Origin of the sequence: Pseudomonas sp. PDM05, from assembly GCF_014851685.1 — a bacterium.
GTDB lineage: Bacteria > Pseudomonadota > Gammaproteobacteria > Pseudomonadales > Pseudomonadaceae > Aquipseudomonas.
Genome location: NZ_JACVAC010000009.1, coordinates 48,457 through 67,272, shown reverse-complemented (window position 1 = coordinate 67,272; position 18,816 = coordinate 48,457). Strand labels below are relative to the sequence as shown.

General features: G+C 59.3%; 13 protein-coding genes. 1 reads left to right on the top strand and 12 read right to left on the bottom strand.

The features are described from left to right. Positions 1-97: 97 nt before the first annotated feature. A complete protein-coding gene (locus IB241_RS18270) occupies positions 98-364 on the top strand; it encodes a DUF1652 domain-containing protein (RefSeq protein WP_192299626.1) in 267 nt (88 codons plus the stop codon). On the opposite strand, the gene IB241_RS18265 is transcribed toward IB241_RS18270, so the two are convergent. The 12 genes from IB241_RS18265 to IB241_RS18210 form a co-directional block, all read right to left on the bottom strand. Continuing rightward, positions 365-763 carry a hypothetical protein gene (locus tag IB241_RS18265; RefSeq protein WP_192299625.1) on the bottom strand — a complete coding sequence of 133 codons (399 nt, stop codon included), beginning with the start codon at positions 761-763 and terminating at the stop codon, positions 365-367. A gap of 81 nt (positions 764-844) precedes the next feature. After that, positions 845-1,099, bottom strand: coding sequence for a DUF2790 domain-containing protein (locus IB241_RS18260; protein ID WP_192299624.1), 255 nt, complete (start codon positions 1,097-1,099; stop codon positions 845-847). A gap of 171 nt (positions 1,100-1,270) precedes the next feature. Next, positions 1,271-2,209 carry a carbohydrate kinase family protein gene (locus IB241_RS18255; protein WP_192299769.1) on the bottom strand — a complete coding sequence of 313 codons (939 nt, stop codon included), beginning with the start codon at positions 2,207-2,209 and terminating at the stop codon, positions 1,271-1,273. Positions 2,210-2,221: 12 nt separating this feature from the next. After that, a complete protein-coding gene (gene xylB, locus IB241_RS18250) occupies positions 2,222-3,703 on the bottom strand; it encodes a xylulokinase (RefSeq protein ID WP_192299623.1) in 1,482 nt (493 codons plus the stop codon). A gap of 175 nt (positions 3,704-3,878) precedes the next feature. Then, positions 3,879-5,354 (bottom strand): mannitol dehydrogenase family protein, encoded by a 1,476-nt coding sequence (locus IB241_RS18245; protein WP_192299622.1) that lies wholly within the window; start codon positions 5,352-5,354, stop codon positions 3,879-3,881. A 16-nt stretch (positions 5,355-5,370) separates the two neighbouring features. Next, on the bottom strand, positions 5,371-6,474 hold the full coding sequence (locus tag IB241_RS18240; RefSeq protein WP_192299621.1) for an ABC transporter ATP-binding protein: 1,104 nt from the start codon (positions 6,472-6,474) through the stop codon (positions 5,371-5,373). A gap of 22 nt (positions 6,475-6,496) precedes the next feature. Beyond that, positions 6,497-7,327, bottom strand: coding sequence for a carbohydrate ABC transporter permease (locus tag IB241_RS18235; protein WP_003173672.1), 831 nt, complete (start codon positions 7,325-7,327; stop codon positions 6,497-6,499). A gap of 10 nt (positions 7,328-7,337) precedes the next feature. Further along, positions 7,338-8,228 carry a carbohydrate ABC transporter permease gene (locus IB241_RS18230; protein ID WP_159959151.1) on the bottom strand — a complete coding sequence of 297 codons (891 nt, stop codon included), beginning with the start codon at positions 8,226-8,228 and terminating at the stop codon, positions 7,338-7,340. A gap of 152 nt (positions 8,229-8,380) precedes the next feature. After that, positions 8,381-9,691: an ABC transporter substrate-binding protein gene (locus IB241_RS18225; RefSeq protein WP_192299620.1), complete on the bottom strand. Its 1,311-nt coding sequence runs from the start codon at positions 9,689-9,691 to the stop codon at positions 8,381-8,383. A gap of 254 nt (positions 9,692-9,945) precedes the next feature. Continuing rightward, entirely contained in the window at positions 9,946-16,341 is a 6,396-nt protein-coding gene (locus IB241_RS18220) for a hypothetical protein (protein ID WP_192299619.1), read from the bottom strand. A 139-nt stretch (positions 16,342-16,480) separates the two neighbouring features. Continuing rightward, positions 16,481-17,386 (bottom strand): AraC family transcriptional regulator, encoded by a 906-nt coding sequence (locus tag IB241_RS18215; RefSeq protein ID WP_192299618.1) that lies wholly within the window; start codon positions 17,384-17,386, stop codon positions 16,481-16,483. A 72-nt stretch (positions 17,387-17,458) separates the two neighbouring features. Beyond that, on the bottom strand, positions 17,459-18,748 hold the full coding sequence (locus IB241_RS18210; RefSeq protein ID WP_192299617.1) for a glycosyltransferase: 1,290 nt from the start codon (positions 18,746-18,748) through the stop codon (positions 17,459-17,461). Positions 18,749-18,816: the final 68 nt, after the last annotated feature.

Here is an 18,816-nt window from a genome sequence, read left to right as displayed (position 1 = left end):
ACTGTAAACGTCTGCCAGGGTCGGCAAGACGCGGCAGGCCAGTGCCTGCCGGACTCACAACAATCGATTGGCAGTCTCATGAAAGGAGAGGTTGACCATGCTTTCGGAATTGGAACTTCGCAGCATCATTGAAACGAGTTTCCTGCCCAAACGGTGCGAATGCACCAAAGCCGAAGATGCTTCGCTGACGATCAAGGTCTATGACGACCGCGACCGTGACCGGGTGGATTTGGAAGTCAAAGGCATCAACGCCGACAAGCTCGACAGCAGTCGCGCCATTTGCAACCTGATCACCGGGTTGCGCGAAGACCTCAAGCACAGCCACGCACCCACCCTGCAACGGGTGGCAGCGCGCGGCTACTGATCAGGCTGTGGTTTGAGGGTGAATCACCGAGGATCTATGGGCCTGGATAAACGCCAGGCCCAGCACGACTTCTGTCACCACTGCCAGCAGGATACCCGGGCCGGCATTGCCATTGATCCACTCACTCAGGCCCAACGCGGCCAGCACAAAGCACCCGCAGATAAAACCGGTGGTGATGGCGCGGCGTGTGTTGGACGCAGGTGCGTGACGGACGCGGTAAAACATGATGCCAAGGGCCAGGAACAGCGCGGCGTTACGCCGGCAGACCAGCCCCGTGGCACTTGAATACTCGACGTTCCACAACCACAGCAGCCAGTCGGCGCGCAGGCCCCACGTCAATGCGAGGGCGAAGCAGAGCAGGGCGGTAAACAGGGCGAGCGTATGAAAGCGCAGCGGCATGATGAGTCCTTTCGGCCGTGGGGTCAGCGCGCAAGGATAACCTGTCGGCACAGCTAACGCCGCCCTTTGTCAGCACGCTGTTCAATTCTGGGACATGCAGGCATCGGAGAGTTTTTTGTAGCTCACATATTGCTCTGTGCCGGCCTTGTCCAGGAACTTGATGTTGGCCTTGATCACCTTGCATTCGCTGGTCTGCGGTTCGTTCATCGAAATGACTTTCTGCACATCCATGGGCATGCCGTAGCGATACGGCACGGGTTCGGCATCGGCGTGTGCCACGCCCGAAACGGCGGCCAGCGTGAGGCTAAGGGCGATCAGCAGGGATTGGCTTTTCATGACAGTTCTCCAACAGCAGTTCATTGGCCCATCGAGCTGATGGGCGGACGAACTCACTGTTGGCCCCCGGCATTAACCATGGATTAATGCCGGAGGTTGCTGACAAAAGCTTCATGTTTAAAAAGCGATTACCTACATGATCGCCGATTTTGTCCGACATCTTCGTGGCATTTAGCCCAGTTGATGACGGTAGGGCAGGTCCGGACCGGTCTTGGTGCAGGTCATCGCCGCAGCCCGGATGGCAAAGCCCAGCATGCTATCGATCTGCTCACGGGACAGCTGTTGCAGGCCCTCTACCGAGTCCATCCCATGCTCGGTCAGCCAGGTGATCAGCGCCGCCTGGAAAGTATCCCCGGCACCGACGGTGTCGGCCATCACCACCTTGACCGCAGGGGCGGACCAATGGCCGTGCTGGCGGCTGAACACGCTGGCGCCGTCGCCACCGCGGGTCAGGAATACCAGTTGGCAACGGTGTTGCAGCCAGCCTTGCAGGACGCTCTCCGGCGACTGGTCTGGGTAAAGCAGGTGCAGGTCTTCGTCGCTGACCTTGATCAGGTCCGCATGCTGCACCAGCTCGGCGATGCGGGCGCGCCACAGCTGGATGTCCGGCTGCGGGTTGAGGCGTACGTTGGGGTCGAGGCTGATCAGGCGCTTGCCGCTTTCACGTCGGACCAGGCTGAGCAAGGTGTCGCCAACCGGCTGCACCACCAGGGAGTAGGAACCGATATGCAGGCCACGGATGTCAGCGCCGAGTGGCGGCAGATGGTGGGCCTCCAGCAGGCGGTCGGCGCAGCCCTCGCCACGGAAGTTGTACTGCGGCGAACCATCGGTGCCCACCGCGACCATCGACAACGTGGTCGGCGCGGCAAACTGCACCAGGAACTGCTCGCTCACACCTTCATCCCTGAGCACTTGCACCAGGCGCCTGCCGAGGAAGTCGCTCGACACGCCGCCCAACAATCCCGACTCGACCCCCAGCCGACGCAAACCCACCGCCACGTTGAACGGTGAACCGCCGGCAATCGCCTTGTAATTGACCTTGGACGCCTGCCCACTGGCATCTTCCTCGCTGAAAAAATCGAACAGCGCTTCACCACACACCAGATACATAGTCATTCGCTCTTAAAGGGTTGCCACGAGCTGCTGGTAGCGCTCGTAAGCCTGTTGATAGGCGCTCACATTGGCCGCTACCGGCACGGTACGGCTGGCCGGGTCGATACTTACGCATCTGTCGCACAGGCTGGCCAGGGATTCGCCGGACTGGCACCAGGCCGCCTGGATCGCCGCGCCCAGGGCGGCGGCTTCGCTTTGTTCGGTACAGATCACCTCGGTGTGCATGATGTCGGCGACCATCTGCCGCCACAACGGGCTTTTCGAACCACCGCCGATCAAGCGGATGCTCTGGCTTTGCAGGCCGGTCTGGCGCAGCAGGTCGAGGCCGTAGCGCAAGCCGAACGTGGTGCCCTCGACCACCGCGCGGCACAGGTTGGCGCGGCTCAGGTTACTCATGGTCAAGCCGTGCAGGCTGCCGCTGGCGTGGGGCAGGGCGGGCACGCGCTCGCCGTTGAGGAACGGCAGCATGCTCACGCCATCGGCACCAATCGGTGCCTCGGCTACCCGTGCGTTGAAGGCGGCGAGGTCAAGCTCGAACAGTTCGCGGATCGCCCCGGTGGCATTGGTCAGGTTCATCGTGCAGATCAGCGGCAGCCAGCCGCCGCTGGAGGAGCAGAAGGTCGCGACCGAGGCCTGGGGGCTTACGTTGGGCTGATCGGCAAAGGCGTAGACCGTGCCCGAAGAACCGAGACTCATGGTGATTACGCCAGGGGCGATATTGCCGGTGCCGATGGCGCCCATCATGTTGTCGCCGCCGCCGCTGGACACGATGGCGCCGGGGTTGATACCCAGGCGTTCGGCGATGTGCGGCAGGATCGTACCGACGCTCTGGTCGGCCTCGATCAGTTGCGGCAACGCGTTGACCAGGCGCCCGCTGGGGTCGATATGCTGCAGCAGCGCCACATCCCATGCGCGGCTGCGCACGTTGAAATAACCGGTGCCCGATGCATCGCCGTATTCCGCGACGGCGCGCCCGGTGAGCCAGTAGTTGAGGTAGTCGTGGGGCAGCAGGATGTGGGCGATGCGTGCGAACAGGTCGGGGTGTTGCTCGCGGGTCCAGAGCAGTTTGGACACGGTGTAGCCCGGCGCGATCGCCACGCCGAGCCGTTCCAGCGAGCCGCTTTCGCCGCCCAGGTGCTGCAACAGGCGGTCGTTTTGCGCGCTGGTTTCGGTGTCGCACCACAGCTTGGCCGGGCGCAGGACCTGGCCCTGCTCATCGAGCAACACCAGGCCGTGCTGTTGCCCGGAAACGCCGATGCCGAGGATGGCCTGGCCGTCCACGCCGGCCTGTTGCAAGGCACGGTGGGTGGCCTCGGTAAAGGCGTCGAGCCACTCCTGGGTGTGCTGTTCACGGCGACCATTGGCGCCGCTGATCAGGGTGTGGGCCGCCGCGCCAAGGCCCAGCACTTTGCCGCTGGTGGCGTCGAGGACGATGGCCTTGGTGCCTTGGGTGCCGCAGTCGATGCCGAGGAACAGGTTTTGCTGGGTCATGATGATTTGCTCAGCAGTTTTATTGTTTGGAGTGTTAACCCGATCAAAATGTGGCAGCGGGCTTGTGTGGGAGCGGGCTTGCCCGCGAAGGCGGCGTGTCAGTTGATGAAAGTGCTGGCTGACCCACCGCTATCGCAGGCAAGCCAGCTCCCACACAAGCCCGCTCTCACATTTTTTACTTCGGTTTCTTCTGGAGTTGCTTCAGTGTTGCAGTCACGCCATTGTCGCGCAGGCTCGCATAACACTTCTCGAACGCTGCCACAAACTCAGGCGAGTTGGGAATAGCCGTACCGAAAATCTCCTCCACGCCCAACAACCGTTGGCTGATCAAGGCCTCGTCACGCACCAGCCCCTGGCAAAACTGCGCACGCGGGTCCGGGATCTTGTAGCTCACGCCATTTTCATCCACGCCCTTCAAATACAAGGCCCACGCGGCAACCACCAGCGCCGCACGTTCCGTCTCGCGGCCATCGGCGATCAAGCGGTTGATGGTCGGCACGGTGAACTTGGGAAACTTCGACGACCCATCGGAACACACGCGTTCCAGCTGGTCGGCAATCGCCTGGTTGGAGAAGCGGTCCACCAAGGTCTGCTTGTACTGCGTAAGGTCGATGCCGGGCACCGGCGCCAGGTTGGGCGTGACGTCCAGGTCCATGTAGGCGCGCATGTAGGCGACAAACAGCGGGTCATTCATGGTCTCGTGCACAAACCGGTAACCCTTGAGAAACCCCAGGTACGTGAGGGCCAGGTGGCTGCCGTTGAGCAGGCCGATCTTCATCTCTTCGTAGGGCGTGACGTCATGGGTGAACTGCACGCCGACCTTTTCCCAGGCCGGGCGGCCGTTGACGAACTTGTCTTCCAGCACCCACTGCACAAACGGCTCGCACACCACCGGCCAGGCATCGTCGATGCCATGTTTATCGTGCAATTGCAGGCGGTGGGTGGTGCTGGTCATCGGCGTGATGCGGTCGACCATGGCATTGGGGAAGCTCACATTGGCGGCGATCCAGTCACGCAGCTCGGCGTTGTGCAACGCGGCGAACGCCAGCAGCGCCTTGCGCGTGACGGCGCCGTTGTGCGGCAGGTTATCGCAGGACATCACGGTAAACGCCGGGATGCCGGCGGCGCGGCGTTGGGTCAGGGCCGCGCAGAGAAAGCCGAACACGGTCGTCGGCGCCTTGGGATGCGCCAGGTCATGTCTGATCTGCGGCAGGTGGGCCATGAACTCGCCGTTGCTGTCATCGATGCAGTAGCCGCCTTCGGTGATGGTCAACGAGACGATGCGGATCTCGGGGCTGGCGAGCTTGTCGATCAGCGCCTGGGCGCCGTCTTCGGCCAGCAGCATGTGGCTGAGGGAGCCGATCACGCGCACTTGGGTGTCGTCGCTGTCGCCCAGTTCATACAGGGTGAACAGGTAGTCCTGGCCGGCGAGGTCGTCGCGGGCCTTGCGGTCCTCGGCACGCAGGCCGACGCCGCAGATGCTCCAGTCCAGGCCTTCGCCGGTATTCATCAGCGCATCGGTGTAATACGCCTGATGCGCCCGGTGGAAACCGCCGACGCCGATGTGGGCAATGCCCTGGGAGGTATGGGGGTAAGTCGGCAGCTGTACGTCTGGCGCCAAGCGGGTGAGGTTTTGCTTATTCAGTTTCATCACAAATCTCGCGAAATCAGGCGGCAGCGCGCAGTGGACGTGCCACGGCCACGCCATCGGAGTCGAACAGGTGACAGTGCGCCGGGTCGAGGTGCAGGTGCAGGGTTTCGCCGTATTGGCTGGCCATGTCCCCGCGAATCCGCATGGTCAACGGCTCGCCGTTGGCCGTATTGACGTGGCAGAAGGTGTCGCTGCCCAGGCGTTCGCCGACGTCGGCGGTGACAGTCAGGGTGGTCTGGCCGGGGGTGGCGATTTCCAGGTGTTCCGGGCGGATACCCAGGGTCACGGCGCTGCCGACGCTCAGACTGGCAGCGCTGAGCGGCAGGTTGATGGTGGTGCCGGCGTCCAGTCGCACTTCGCAACTCTGGCTGTCGACGCGGGTGACCTTGCCCTTGAGGAAGCCCATCTTCGGCGTGCCCAGGAACCCCGCGACAAACAGGTTGGCCGGTTGGTGATAGAGCTCCAGCGGCGAGCCGACCTGTTCGATGCGACCGCTGTTGAGCACCACCACTTTGTCGGCCAGGGTCATGGCTTCGACCTGGTCGTGGGTCACGTAGATCATCGTCGCTTGCAGCTCTTTATGCAGGCGCGCCAGTTCCAGGCGCATCTGTACGCGCAGCGCGGCGTCGAGGTTGGACAGCGGTTCATCGAACAGGAAGATCTTCGGGTTGCGTACGATCGCACGGCCGATGGCGACACGCTGGCGTTGGCCGCCGGACAATTGCTTGGGCTTGCGCTCCAGCAACGGCCCCAGTTCCAGGATGCGTGCGGCTTCGCTGACCTTGCTCTCCACCAGCTGCTTGTCGACGCCGGCCAGGTCCAGGGCAAACGACATGTTTTTGCGCACGCTCATGTGCGGGTACAGCGCATAGGTCTGGAACACCATCGCCAGGTCACGCTTGGCCGGGGTCACTTCGGTGATGTCGCGCCCGTCCAGTTCGATGGTGCCATCGCTGACTTCTTCCAGCCCGGCGATCAGGCGCAGCAGGGTGGATTTACCGCAGCCCGAGGGGCCGACGAAGACCACGAATTCCTTGTCGTTCACTTCCAGGTCGATGCCTTTGATGATCGAGAAACCTTCGAAGCCTTTTTGCAGATTCTTGATTTTCAGGTTGGCCATGATGGGCCTCCGCTAGGAATTGTTATTTGACGGCGCCGAAGGACAGGCCGCGCACCAATTGCTTCTGGCTGATCCAGCCAAAGATCAGGATCGGCGCACAGGCCAGGGTCGAGACGGCAGACAATTTGGCCCAGAACAAGCCTTCGGGGCTGGAGTAGGAGGCGATCAACGCAGTCAGCGGCGCGGCCGCGGACGACGTCAGGTTCAGCGACCAGAACGCCTCGTTCCAGCACAGGATCAGCGACAGCAGTACCGTGGATGCCAGGCCACCCTTGGCAATCGGCAGCAGCACGCGGACCATTTCCTGCCACAGGGTGGCGCCGTCGAGGCGGGCGGCTTCGAGGATGTCCTTGGGGATGTCCTTGAAGTAGGTGTAAACCATCCACACCACGATCGGCAGGTTGATCAGGGTGTAGATGATGATCAGCGCAATGCGCGTATCCAGCAGGCCAAAGCTCTTGGCCAGCAAGTAGATCGGCATCAGCACGCCCACGGGTGGCAGCATCTTGGTGGACAGCATCCACAACAGCGTGCCCTTGGTGCGCTGGGTTTCGTAGAACGCCATGGAGTAGGCCGCCGGCACCGAGATCAGCAGGCACAAGGCCGTAGCGCTGAAGGAAATCAGCACCGAGTTCCACGCGTAGCTGAAGTAATTGCTGCGCTCGTTGATGTGCAGGTAGTTCTCCAGCGTCGGTGTGAAGATGAACTGCGGCGGCGTGGCGAACGCGTCGATTTCGGTCTTGAAGCTGGTCAGCACCATCCAGAAGATCGGGAAGAAAATCAGGATTGCGATGGCCCAGGCCAGGGTGCCAAGCAACAGGCTTTGCAGGCGACGGGATTGTTGAAGCGTCATGGCGCGGCCCTCAAGGCTTGTCAGTCAGGTTTTTGCCGATCATCCGCACCAGGATGATCGCCGCGATATTGGCGATGACCACGGCAATCAGGCCGCCGGCCGAGGCCATGCCCACGTCGAACTGCACCAGCGCCTGGTTGTAGATCAGGTAGGCGAGGTTGGTTGACGCATAGCCGGGGCCACCGTTGGTGGTGGTGAAGATTTCGGCGAAAACCGAGAGCAAAAAGATCGTCTCGATCATCACCACCACGGCAATCGGGCGGGCCAGGTGGGGCAGGGTCAGGTGCCAGAAGATCGCGATAGCACCGGCACCGTCCAGGCGCGCGGCTTCCTTTTGTTCCTGGTCGAGGGATTGCATGGCGGTCATCAGCAGCAGGATGGCGAAGGGCAGCCATTGCCACGACACGATGATGATGATCGACAGCAACGGGTAGTGCGCCAGCCAGTCCACCGGCTCTGCGCCGAAGAACTTCCACACGGCGGCGAGAATCCCCGACACCGGGTGGAAAATCAGGTTCTTCCAGATCAGCGCACCGACGGTGGGCATGATGAAGAAGGGCGAGATCAGCAACACCCGCACCAGGCCGCGACCGAGGAACTCACTGGCCTCCAGCAGGGCGCTGATCAATACGCCGAACACCACGCTGATCAGCAGCACGCTGCCCACCAGTAACAGGGTGTTGGTGGCACCGGGCAAGAAGCCTGAGTCGGTGATGAAGTAGGTGAAGTTTTCCAGCCCGACGAACTGGTTTTCGCCGGGGTAGAGCAGGTTGTAGCGGATCAGCGAAAAGTACAGGGTCATGCCCAGCGGCACGATCATCCACAACAGCAGCAAGGCCACGGAGGGGCTGACGAGGAACCAGCCGGGGTTGGCCAGGCGGTTTTTGGGGGGTGTATTCATGGTGATCAAGACCAATGCAAAGCAGGAATCGGAGTGCGATCAATGTGGGAGCGGGCTTGCTCGCGAATGCAGTCTTCCAGTTGATAAAACTGTGACTGATGCACCGCCTTCGCGAGCAAGCCCGCTCCCACATTGACAGTGGAAGGCTTACCTCATTTGGGATATCCGGCCCGCTTCATTTCGCGCTCGGTGGTGGTCTGCGCGGCGGTCAGTGCGGCATCAACGGTTTGCTGGCCGGTCAGTGCCCCCGAGAAGAACTTGCCGACCTGCGTCCCAATCGCCTGGAACTCAGGAATGGTCACCAACTGGATGCCGATATAGGGCACCGGCTTGAGCGTCGGTTGGGTTGGGTCTGCAACTTTCAGCGATTCCAGAGTCACCTTGGCAAACGGCGCCGCCTTCATGTACTCATCGCTATAGGTGGATTTACGGGTGCCTGGCGGTACGTTGGCCACACCGTCGGTCTTGGCCACCAACTCGCCATATTCCTTGGAGGTCGCCCAGCTGGTGAACACCTTGGCGGCGTCCTTGGCCTTGGAGCTGGTGGGAATCGCCAGGCTCCAGGAGTACAGCCACGACGTGCCTTTGTCGGTTTTTTCGTGGGGAGCAAAGGTGAAGCCGACGTGGTCAGCCACCTTGCTCTGGGTCTTGTCGGTAACAAACGAGCCGGCCACGCTGGCGTCGACCCAGATGGCGCACTTGCCGCTGTTGAACAGTGCAAGGTTTTCGTTGAAACCGTTGCTGGACGCACCCGGCGGGCCGGATTTCTTCATGTTATCGACGTAGAAGTTCAGCGCGTCCTTCCACTCGGGGCCGTTGAATTGTGGCTGCCATTTCTCATCGAACCAGCGCGCGCCGTAGCCGTTGGCCAGGGTGGTGATCAGCGCCATGTTCTCGCCCCAGCCGGCTTTGCCGCGCAGGCACAAGCCATATTGTTCTTTGGTCTTGTCGGTGAGTTTGCTGGCGAATTCGCCGATCTGTGTCCAGGTCGGATGCTCGGGCATGGTCAGCCCGGCGTCCTTGAACAGGTCGGTGCGGTAGTAGGTGATCGAGCTTTCGGCATAGAACGGTAGGGCGTACAGCGAACCCTTGACCGACAAACCGTCACGCACTGAAGGGAACACATCGTCGAGGTCGTAGGATGCAGGCAGATCCTTCATTGGTTCCAGCCAACCCTTGGCGCCCCACAGTGCCGCTTCGTACATGCCGATGGTCAGTACGTCGAACTGCCCGCCCTGGGTGGCGATGTCGGTGGTCAGGCGTTGGCGCAGCACGTTTTCTTCGAGTACCACCCAGTTCAACTTGATCTGCGGGTGCTCGGCCTCGAAGGTTTTCGAGAGCTTTTGCATGCGGATCATGTCGCTGTTGTTGACGGTGGCAATGGTCAGGGTCTGCGCGCCAAGGCTGACGGCGCTGATAGTCAAGCAGGTAGAGGCAAGCAGAACTTTTGCTGTGAACTTCATCGCGCACTCCTTTTCCGCGCCCGGGGGGCTACAGAAGGACAGTTATTGTTGTTGTGTCTTCCTACAGGGAGTCAGGAAGAGTGTGCGTCGATTACAGCCTTGAAATGGTGATGTGACAAATCCTTGGGAGCACTGGGACTGATACTTTTTTGCACTCCAGTTCGGGTGGCTGCTTGAAGCTGGCTTGCAACCGAAAACCTGGCGCCGTGAATAGCGCGGCAGCGCCAGGTCTTTGGAGGTTGCGACGCTACGGTTTAATAGGATTCTTTTTCAAACGTGGTCAGCTCTTTGATCCACTGTGGGTCCACCGGCTTACGCCATTCGCCACGGGTGTGAATTTGCAGGCCTTTTGCGTCCCACTCAGCCATTTTCTTCTTCACGAGCTCGGTGTACTCGGATGCCTTGCATGAAATTTCGGCCCAGGGGTCGACGATCCAGGCGTCTTTCCATTCGGCTTGTGAAAAGTCAACGGTGGCTTTAGCTCCTGAAGCCGGTCCGCCGATAACGGTGAACACGTGGTCTCCTCCTTCCACATACCAGGTTTGTGCGTTTCCTCCGCTTTTTTTGATGATGTCTTCGGCCAGCATAGCCATTTCCCCACAGTTTCCGGCCCCGGACTTCAGAATCAGGTCTGCTCGGTTTAGCGCGCCAGGCGGTACGGTGCTGCGCAACCAGTTAATGGTCATATTCGCGGCGTCAGAGCGGGCTAGGTCCGCTTGTGAGCGCAGTTGGTTACTCGGTCCCAGGCCGGTGCCTTTCATGGAACGGTTCACGTTGTCTCGCGCTTGTTCTGCGTAGAATTTGTTTTGCTGCTCGGCCGTCCACGCTGAGAAATTGGCGGGTTTGTCCAGCGCGGAAACCTGGTTGGGTGTCAAGGCGATATTCGCTTTATCGATCGCTTTGGCCCGCTGCAGTTGATAGACAACCTCGCGTTGCTGTTCCTCGGTCAGGTCTTTGCACTTTGCTTTTAACGCCTCTATATCCTCTTTCAAGTAGCCCGCGCGCTCCAGTTTTTGAAAGGCAGATTTCAATTTCGGCAGCGCAATGAAATTGGCATCAAACGGTGCGTTGGCAGCACCTTGACGAATGCTGAATTTATTCCGGTAGGCCGCCACCATCGGCAGCTCTCTACTCGTGCATTTGTTGAACGTCAGTTGGCCGCCGGGTGCATTATCCAATCGCGCGTAGTAGAACTCGGCGGTATCCGCCTCGATCACCAGGTATTTGGCGGTACTGCCGCGTGCCGGGTCGTTAACGATCACGCCACGCAGTTCACGTTTATCGTCGACGGCATCAGTGATGCCGTTGAGCTTGACCACACGTGTTTCGCGCTCCAGCCCCTCACTGCTTTGTGCGTCGAAAAAGCCGAATTGGGGTTCGTTTTTGAGCGTGCCGGTGATCGTTGGTTTGTAGGTGATGTGCGTGGTCTCAGACACCGGAATCAATTCTGGCCCCGTTGCTGTGTCTTTCATTTTCCAGCGGCGGCGTTCGAAAACCACAAACTGGTTCTTTCGCAGGAACTTCGGTGCCGAGGGAAACAAGCGCACGTGCTCAAGCGCCTGAAGTTCCTGTTTCAACTCGCTGGATACGTCCTCGGTGACCTTGGTAAAACACGTGTCGTTGGCGCCGCGCTTGATGCGGCCGCCGATACCGGGGGCCGGGCAGAAAGCTTCGAAGCCTTCCAGTGGCTGATAGTGATCGGCCGACTCCAGATCGCGGAGCAAGCCTGGATTGCGGGAGTCGTAGCGATAAACCTTGCCCTCATTGATCAAGTCGAAGCCATGGGTGCGCGTGATGGTGTACGCGTCTGCGGCCAAAGGTTTTTCGGTAACCAGGGCTTGGGTGCCGTCGGAAAAGGTTTCCTGTTTCACGATCGATGAGGTGTCAGACACGAAACCCTCAAGCGCAGGACCGTAAGCGGCCGCGGTCTTCGCGTCGTAGGCATACCACTCGCCGCCCTGGCGTATGGCTGTGAGTTCGACCCTGCCCTGAGCCCCGGAAAGTGACACGCTGCCATTTGCCATATCCGCTGTCTGCTCAGTGAGCTGGCCATTCTGTAGCCGGCTCAGGGAGCGAGTCGATTGCGTGGTCGTGGCAGCCGTGAAGTCCTTGAGGGCAATCGCTTCCGTTTCTTTAACGCCAAACTTCTCGATAAACCCCGCAGATACCTTGGCAGCCGCCCAGGACGCCGCAGATTTTGCCAAGCCCCACAGCTTGCCTGCGCCCTCTGTGACCATCACGATCGCGACATCAATGGCAAGGTCTACGGCTGCTTTGAGGAACTGGCCATGATAGAGGTCCTCCAGCGTGCTGGCCCCGGGCAAGGCGTGCCACAGCGCTTTGAAGAAGTCACTGGGCTCGGTGGCCGTTTCGAGTGTATTGCTGGACCAATTGCGGTGAAGGTTCACAAACTCGCTTTTATTCAGGTAAGTCGAGTCGATCATGACCTTGGCCAATGTGGAAATTCTGCCGGCCACATAGTGGGGAGCGCGCGCGTCATTTTCGTTGTGGGCTGGAAGGGTCACTTCCAACGGCCAGGGTTCATTGTTGTCATCCAGCAGGTGTTGGTCAGTGGTGCGCAATACGACGTTGGTTTTAACTCCCGTCCTGGGCTCTTTGCCACTTTTGAACGCCTCGGCGTCGATTTCGAGGTTGACCACTTTGCCCTGCGGGGTGGAGGGATCGATGTCAGCAATTCTTACGATCTGGCCCCACGTCGGATAAACCGCAAAATCTCTTCTGACCCCGTTGTAGATAGACGTTATCACCATGCCGCTGCGACCACCGGGGCCTTCAACATTCAAAAATTCTACGTCGCCATAGAGCAGGCTCTTTTGCTCCTCGACAGGCATCTTTTTGAGCATGTTTTCGAACAACGTCGTGGTGTGCTGTCTACGGAGGTTGAAATCTTCTTTTATGGCCTTGTCGAATTCATCGTTGATGACCGGAAACCCAGGCTCTCTGGCTTTTTCACGCAGGCTGTTGAAGTCCACATGATTGCCTTCCTGTATCCAGCTTTCATCCAGCCTGCCTGCTTCATAGATCTCTACGAGGCTGTAGTGATTACCGGTGATTATGCCGGCGAATTCGTTTTCCACCATAAAGCGTTTTTCATAGTCAATATCGGCACCGAACTTTTCTCTTAGCACCTTAAGCGCCATGTCCCGTCTAGTGGGCGCTTCAGCTGTGTTCAGCCAGCGCACCGCTTCAGTCGTGCTATTGATCTGTGTCTGGAGTTTTTGCTGGCTGTCTTTCAACTGTTCCAGGGTGTAGTTGTTCTTGTCGATCTTGTTATGGATGGAGGCCCATTCCAGTAAGGGGGCCATCTGTGCGTAACTTTGTATCTGCGTTTCCAGTGCTGAAACAGGCTGGATGTTGTAATGCCTCATGACCTGCGGGTAGGTCATGTTTGCGCTAGCGCCGGGTGCGGTCCACTCGACCAGGTTTACCGCTGCCGTAAAGTTGAAATACTCGGGGGAGCCAAGCGTTATTTGTTTCGGTACCTCGTTGACCAACAACTGCGGCGCAGCCCCTGACAGCAACACGTATGACGCTATGGGGGCAAGGTGGGCAGGTATATTTTTCTGGGCGGTCAGGTATTGGTCAAATCGGTCGCGGATCGATGAAACGCCGCGCCCGACGTTATCGGGGCCGGTTAAATCCGCACCTGCGACGGTCTTGTGTTGAGTGCCGGCCGTTGGATCAAGCTCCAGTACCAAGGCGGTCAAAAGCCATTGTTTAGCGCTGGATGGGGTCAAGGCGCCTTTCATCTGGGTTTGCAGGTGCTCGGCAAGATCAAGCGCCTTGCCGCTGGTGAGCAGTTGCTCCAAGGCGCGTTCAGGGTTGGTGTCGAGTGTGGTCACCTGGTTGCCGAGGTAGTTGAGGAGGGTGTCGGGGCCTATCGCCTCTTTCACCTCGTTGACCAGTGCGTTGCGTTGTTCGGTACTCAACGGCAGTTGTGTTGACAGGAACCCCCAGCGATTGCCCAGGGGTGGGGACTGTGGCATCGGCGTCTGCAAGGCAGCCAGCAAATTGTCAGCGTCTGACCTTGAACGCACTGGGTACCAGTCGTTTTGCGAGATGAAGGTTGCAACCGACGTCGTACCGTCAGGCGGGTAAGAAGAGTCCGGGTCGACCATAAAGTCCTTGGAACCGCTGTCCGGCGTCCAGTTTTTCAGTTCGTTGATCAGCCCATACCGGTTGTTGCTATCACCCAGTGCGGTTTTTTGCCGGCCCACAAAGGCCACTACGCTTTGTGGATCATCAGGGTGGTCGGGGAACTGTTGGGTACGGCCCATCAGCGCAACCTGTTGTTCGAATTCCGGGCTGCCTGGAAGGTCGCTGAGGTTATAAAAGTTGGCCACCCATTGGTAAGGTGCGCCGCTGGATTCGGCGTTAAACAGTGCGATAGGGTGCGTATTGTTCGCGAATGCCTTTGCCGCGGTCAGCACGGGCTCGAGCACATCAAAGTGTTCGGGATACTGTTTCGCGAAGTCGCGGGTAGTGAAGCGCTGGTCCACTCCCTGCACTTTGCCAACCAGCGCGTTGTCGGTGGGGTCATAGCGCAGGGTGGCGAGGTCAACCCCTTGATTACGTGCCCATTCCTGGAAACCGCGGCCCTGCAGGGCTTTATTCAGGTAGGCCTGCCATTCACCGAACAGGCTGTTGGCCGGTATCGGTTGGATGATTTTTGACGCGGCTTGCTCCGGCTTGGCTTTGAGCTCAAGCATTGCGCGATGAACAGTGGTTGCGAGTTCAACTTCGGCGCGCGCCAAAAGTGCTTCGCGGTTATCTGCAGTTTCCACTGGCGTAGGGCGGTTGGCGGTGATGGCGGCGGCCAGGTTTTGAATCGGCGAGAGAGCCAGCGGCGCAGAGGCCAGCATTTTCGTTACGGTGTCCTGGTGTTTGCGTACGGCAACAGACCTGGGATCGTTCAATGATGGGTCGACCAGTGCTTTGAAACTGCTTTTTCGAACCAGCTCCAAACCGTGGCTTAGTAACGTCGTGAGTCGGGGGGTGTTCCCTTCTTGTTGTTTTGTGTCTGGTCGAGCGGGCATTTCTTCGTTGTAGAAACGCATCACCTCTTCCAGTGTGGCGCTAGACGCAGTGGGGTAATGCACATCCGCATTGGAGCCCGCAGCCATCTGTTGCACCGCATCCTTTATCGCGTTCCAGACATTGCTCCAATCTTCCGACACATCGTTGACGGTGAAGGTGGTTTCCACCCGGTTCACGCTGGCAGTCAGGCTTCCATCATTAGGGTTGATGCGCGCAGTCATGGGGTCAATGCCATGCTTCTGCGCAAAATCGCTGAAAGCCGGGCCTGTGAGTGCATTCAGGAGCTGTTGGCGGACCTGATTGAAGGTTGAATATTCTGGAATTGTATCGAGGATAGGCGGTGTTCTATCACGTCCACCCTTCAGTTCTGGCACTTGTTTTAGCAGCATCTTGCTGCACTGCCACGCGAGCGCCTTGTCTGCGTCCTGCACTGTCTGGGCCGCTGTCAATGGAGCATGGCGAGCGAGAGGTTGATCCAGTTGTTGCGCTGGCAGATCGACGATGTGTTGCTTGGCGTCCCGTTGACGTTGCTTGACGGGGGCAAATTGGCTCTCGTAGAGCGGATTGGAATTACTCAGCGAAGGGAATGTTCCTTCATGAATCAACTGCCCAATCCTGAACAATGTATCGCCGTTGAAGTCGCGGGAATAATCACTGGGCAGTTGCATGCCATAGAAGTTGGCAACCTGCTCGGGAAGTGCCTGATCCCGCCCGTGAAATCCGAAGCGTTCACCCCCTGGGTCTGCCAGCTTTGTGACGGCTTTGAACACCGCTGATGTGGCTTTTATAAAACTGTTTTCATCGTAATGGCGGATGTCGATGTCGTCGTCCTCCCGCTGTATATAGATGCTCCCGGCGGGGTCAAACACCAAAGATTCAATATCGATGTCATGGGTTTGGGCAAACGACTTGAAGGGTTCCGAGCGCAGCGCATCATCCAGCTCGGCCAGGGCCATGCCAAAGGTGGAGTCGGGCTCGACGGACACCACATACATCTGGTTTTTTGAGGCAAGTTGTTCAGCGTTAAGCAATGCGTTGATGAGGGTGTAGGCGGTATTGATCGCCATCTCCCCATCACTTTTGTTAACCAGGGTGTCGGCGAATTTGCGCAACAAGGCTTTGCCTGAGTCTTGGGTGGGGGGCGTGTTTTGCAGGTCTCGACGTGAGCGCGATGAAATAGGACGAATGTTCGGCGCACTGTGCGCTGTGCCCCCCAGTATTTCTTTAATCAACTGGGCGTAGCTTTTTTGCGGATTGAGCGCACTTGGCTGGTCAAGAAGTTTCTCTACGTCGGCCCGTACCGCAGAAGCGCTCAGCGGGTCAGGGGTGCTCATTACGCGTTGTTTGATCTGCTCGGCCAGGCTGGGTTGCCCTTTTGCCACGGCAAATCTGAGCAGGTATTCAATAGGTAGACGCGTGCTGGCCGGCGCGTCAACGGACGGGGTGGAGGATGTTGGATCTTGTTCGGTGCGCCGATTGAAAAGTCCGATGACGCTGGAGGTGACAGAGGGGGTTGCGCGCTCGACGGGTGGGCGCTGCGTGTCAAAATGCGGAGTGGTCACTGCGGGAGTGGACTGCGAAAGTCTGATCATAGAGGTCCTGGATAGCTGCGAATATGAGAAAGAACTTCCCGTAAACCGGTATTGGAAACTTCCCTCATTGCGTGGCGGCGGGCCGTGTATGGGTTCCTTTTTTGTACCCCCGAAAGGCTATGGCTGCGGCGTTGCGGTTTCAGGCCAGGTTTTGCTCAGTGAGCCGCTGCACCGCCAGGCGTCGGTAGTGGGAGGGCGTCATGCCCTTGAGCTGTTGGAAGCGTCGGTTGAAATTGGAGATGTTGTTGAAGCCCGACTCAAAGCACACATCCGTGACGGCTTTATCGCCATCGGCCAGCAATTCGCAGGATTTGCTGATGCGCAGGCGATTGACAAATTCGATAAACGTGCGGCCCGTGGCCTGTTTGAACACCCGCGAGAAATACGTGGGTTTCATCCCCAGGTAATCCGCCACTTCCTCCAGCGGCAACTCCCGCGCGTAGTGGGCAAAGATGTAGTCCACCGCGCGGTTGGTGCGGTCGATGCTGTGTTCGTCAGCCAGTTGCGGCGTGGTCACGCCAGACAGCAACTGGTAATCCTCACAAGCACTGAGCACTTCCAGCAGGATAAAAAAGTGCCCCAACCGTGCCATGCCCTGGGCATCCTCGATGCGCTGCATCAAGGCCATGGCCTGGGCGATGGTCTTTTTGCAGCGGAACTCGATGCCGTATTGGGCACGCTCCAGCAGCGGCGCCAGGCTCTTGAGCTCGGCGAAGATCTGGCTACCGTTTTCCAGCAATTCATCGGTGAAGTTCACCAGCATGTCACGCTTGGGCACCACTTCGTCTTCTTCAACCTGGCTGATCCAGTTGTGGGGCAGGTTGGGGCCGGTGAGGAACAGGCTTTCCGGATAGAAATTGCCGATATAGTCGCCGATAAACACCTTGCCGGAGCTGGCGACGATCAGGTGCAGCTCGTATTCCTTGTGGAAATGCCAGCGCACCAGCGGGCAGGGGAAGCCGTGCTGACGATAGATGATGGACAGACCGTTGTGATCGTCCATCAGCTCGTAGGAAGGGTCGGTGATGCGCGTTGCTCGGGTCATGCTGCCGTCGCTTTATTGTTGGTTGCGACCCGAATAATGCCCCTATGCGTGTAAGCCTGCCAGCGCCGATGTTTATACGGTGCGGTTTTTCGCCTCGATCCACTGGGACATGTACTGGGTACTTTTATGGGCGTGATGGCGCAGCATGCCGCCGGTGAAGTTGTCGCGGCGATGGGCTTGGAGGCGGCTGCGGCACTGCGCCAGGCAGGCCACCAGTGCCGGGGCGTGGAGGGCGGTGTCGTAGCGACTTGCCAGCAATCGACGCCCCTGTTCCTGGGCCTCGGTCCAACGTGCGCGGTCCTGATACAGCGCCACGGCGGCAGCGGCCAGGGCAGGTGCGCTGTGGGCGATCACGCCTGGCCAGGGTTGCCTGTCGCCCATGGCCTCGGCGCCAATCGGCGTGGTGATGTTCGGCGTGCCGCAGAGCATTGCATCCGCCAGCTTGCCCTTGATACCCGCGCCAAAGCGCAGCGGCGCCAGGCAGATGCGTGCTGCGCCCATCACTTGCAGCGCGTCTTCGGCCCAGTTCATTACATGAAAACCCTGCGCCGGGTTGTGCAGCGCGGTGGCCTTGGGCGGCGTGTAGGCGCCGTAGATGTGCAGTTGGGCGCCCGGCAGCTGCTGGCGGATCAGCGGCCACAGGCTGTTCTTCATCCACAGCACCGCGTCCCAGTTGGGCGCGTGGCGGAAGTTGCCGATGCTGAGGAAATGCGCGCGGTCTTCAAACGGGGTGAAGGGCGCGGTCGGTGCGTCAAGCATCAACGGGCACCAGTGCAGCAGGGCCGCCGGCACCTTGAAGTGTTCGGTGAGCAGGCGGATTTCCGCGTCGGAGATCATCAGGCTGATGTCGCAGCGGTAAATCGCTGCGATCTCGCGCTTGGCGATATCGGTGTCGGCCATCAGCTGGAATTCTTCCTCCAGCGCCGGGGCGAACAGGGCGCTGAAGTCGTCGCTGTCGGGATGGGCCTTGAGGTGGTCCTTGAGGCGCTGCTGGCGCGCGTCGCGCAGGCTTTGCAGGTCGCTGGTTTCCAGCACGCGCAGGGCGTCGGGGCAGTGTTTTTCAACGCGCCAGCCGAATTGCTCCTCCATCATGAAACGGTCGAACAGCACGATGTCCGGGGCCAGTTCGCGGATAAAATCGTCGAAGCTGCTGTTATTGAGTTCGATGGCGCATTCGCTGATGCCGAGTATTTGCAGGTCGGCCTTGTGTTCGCCAAGCGCGGCAGGGCTGCTGAAGGTGATATCCCAGCCTTGCGTAAGGAAACTCTGCAATATTTGCATCATGTGTCCGCCAGCGGCCGAGGAGCGCGGCTCCGGCCAGACATAACCAATGACCAGGACTTTGGTGGCGGGCTGATTCATCAACAACGACTCTCTTGAAGGGCAGGCGAAAAGCGCGCAATTAAACCACAACCCCACCGATGAGAATT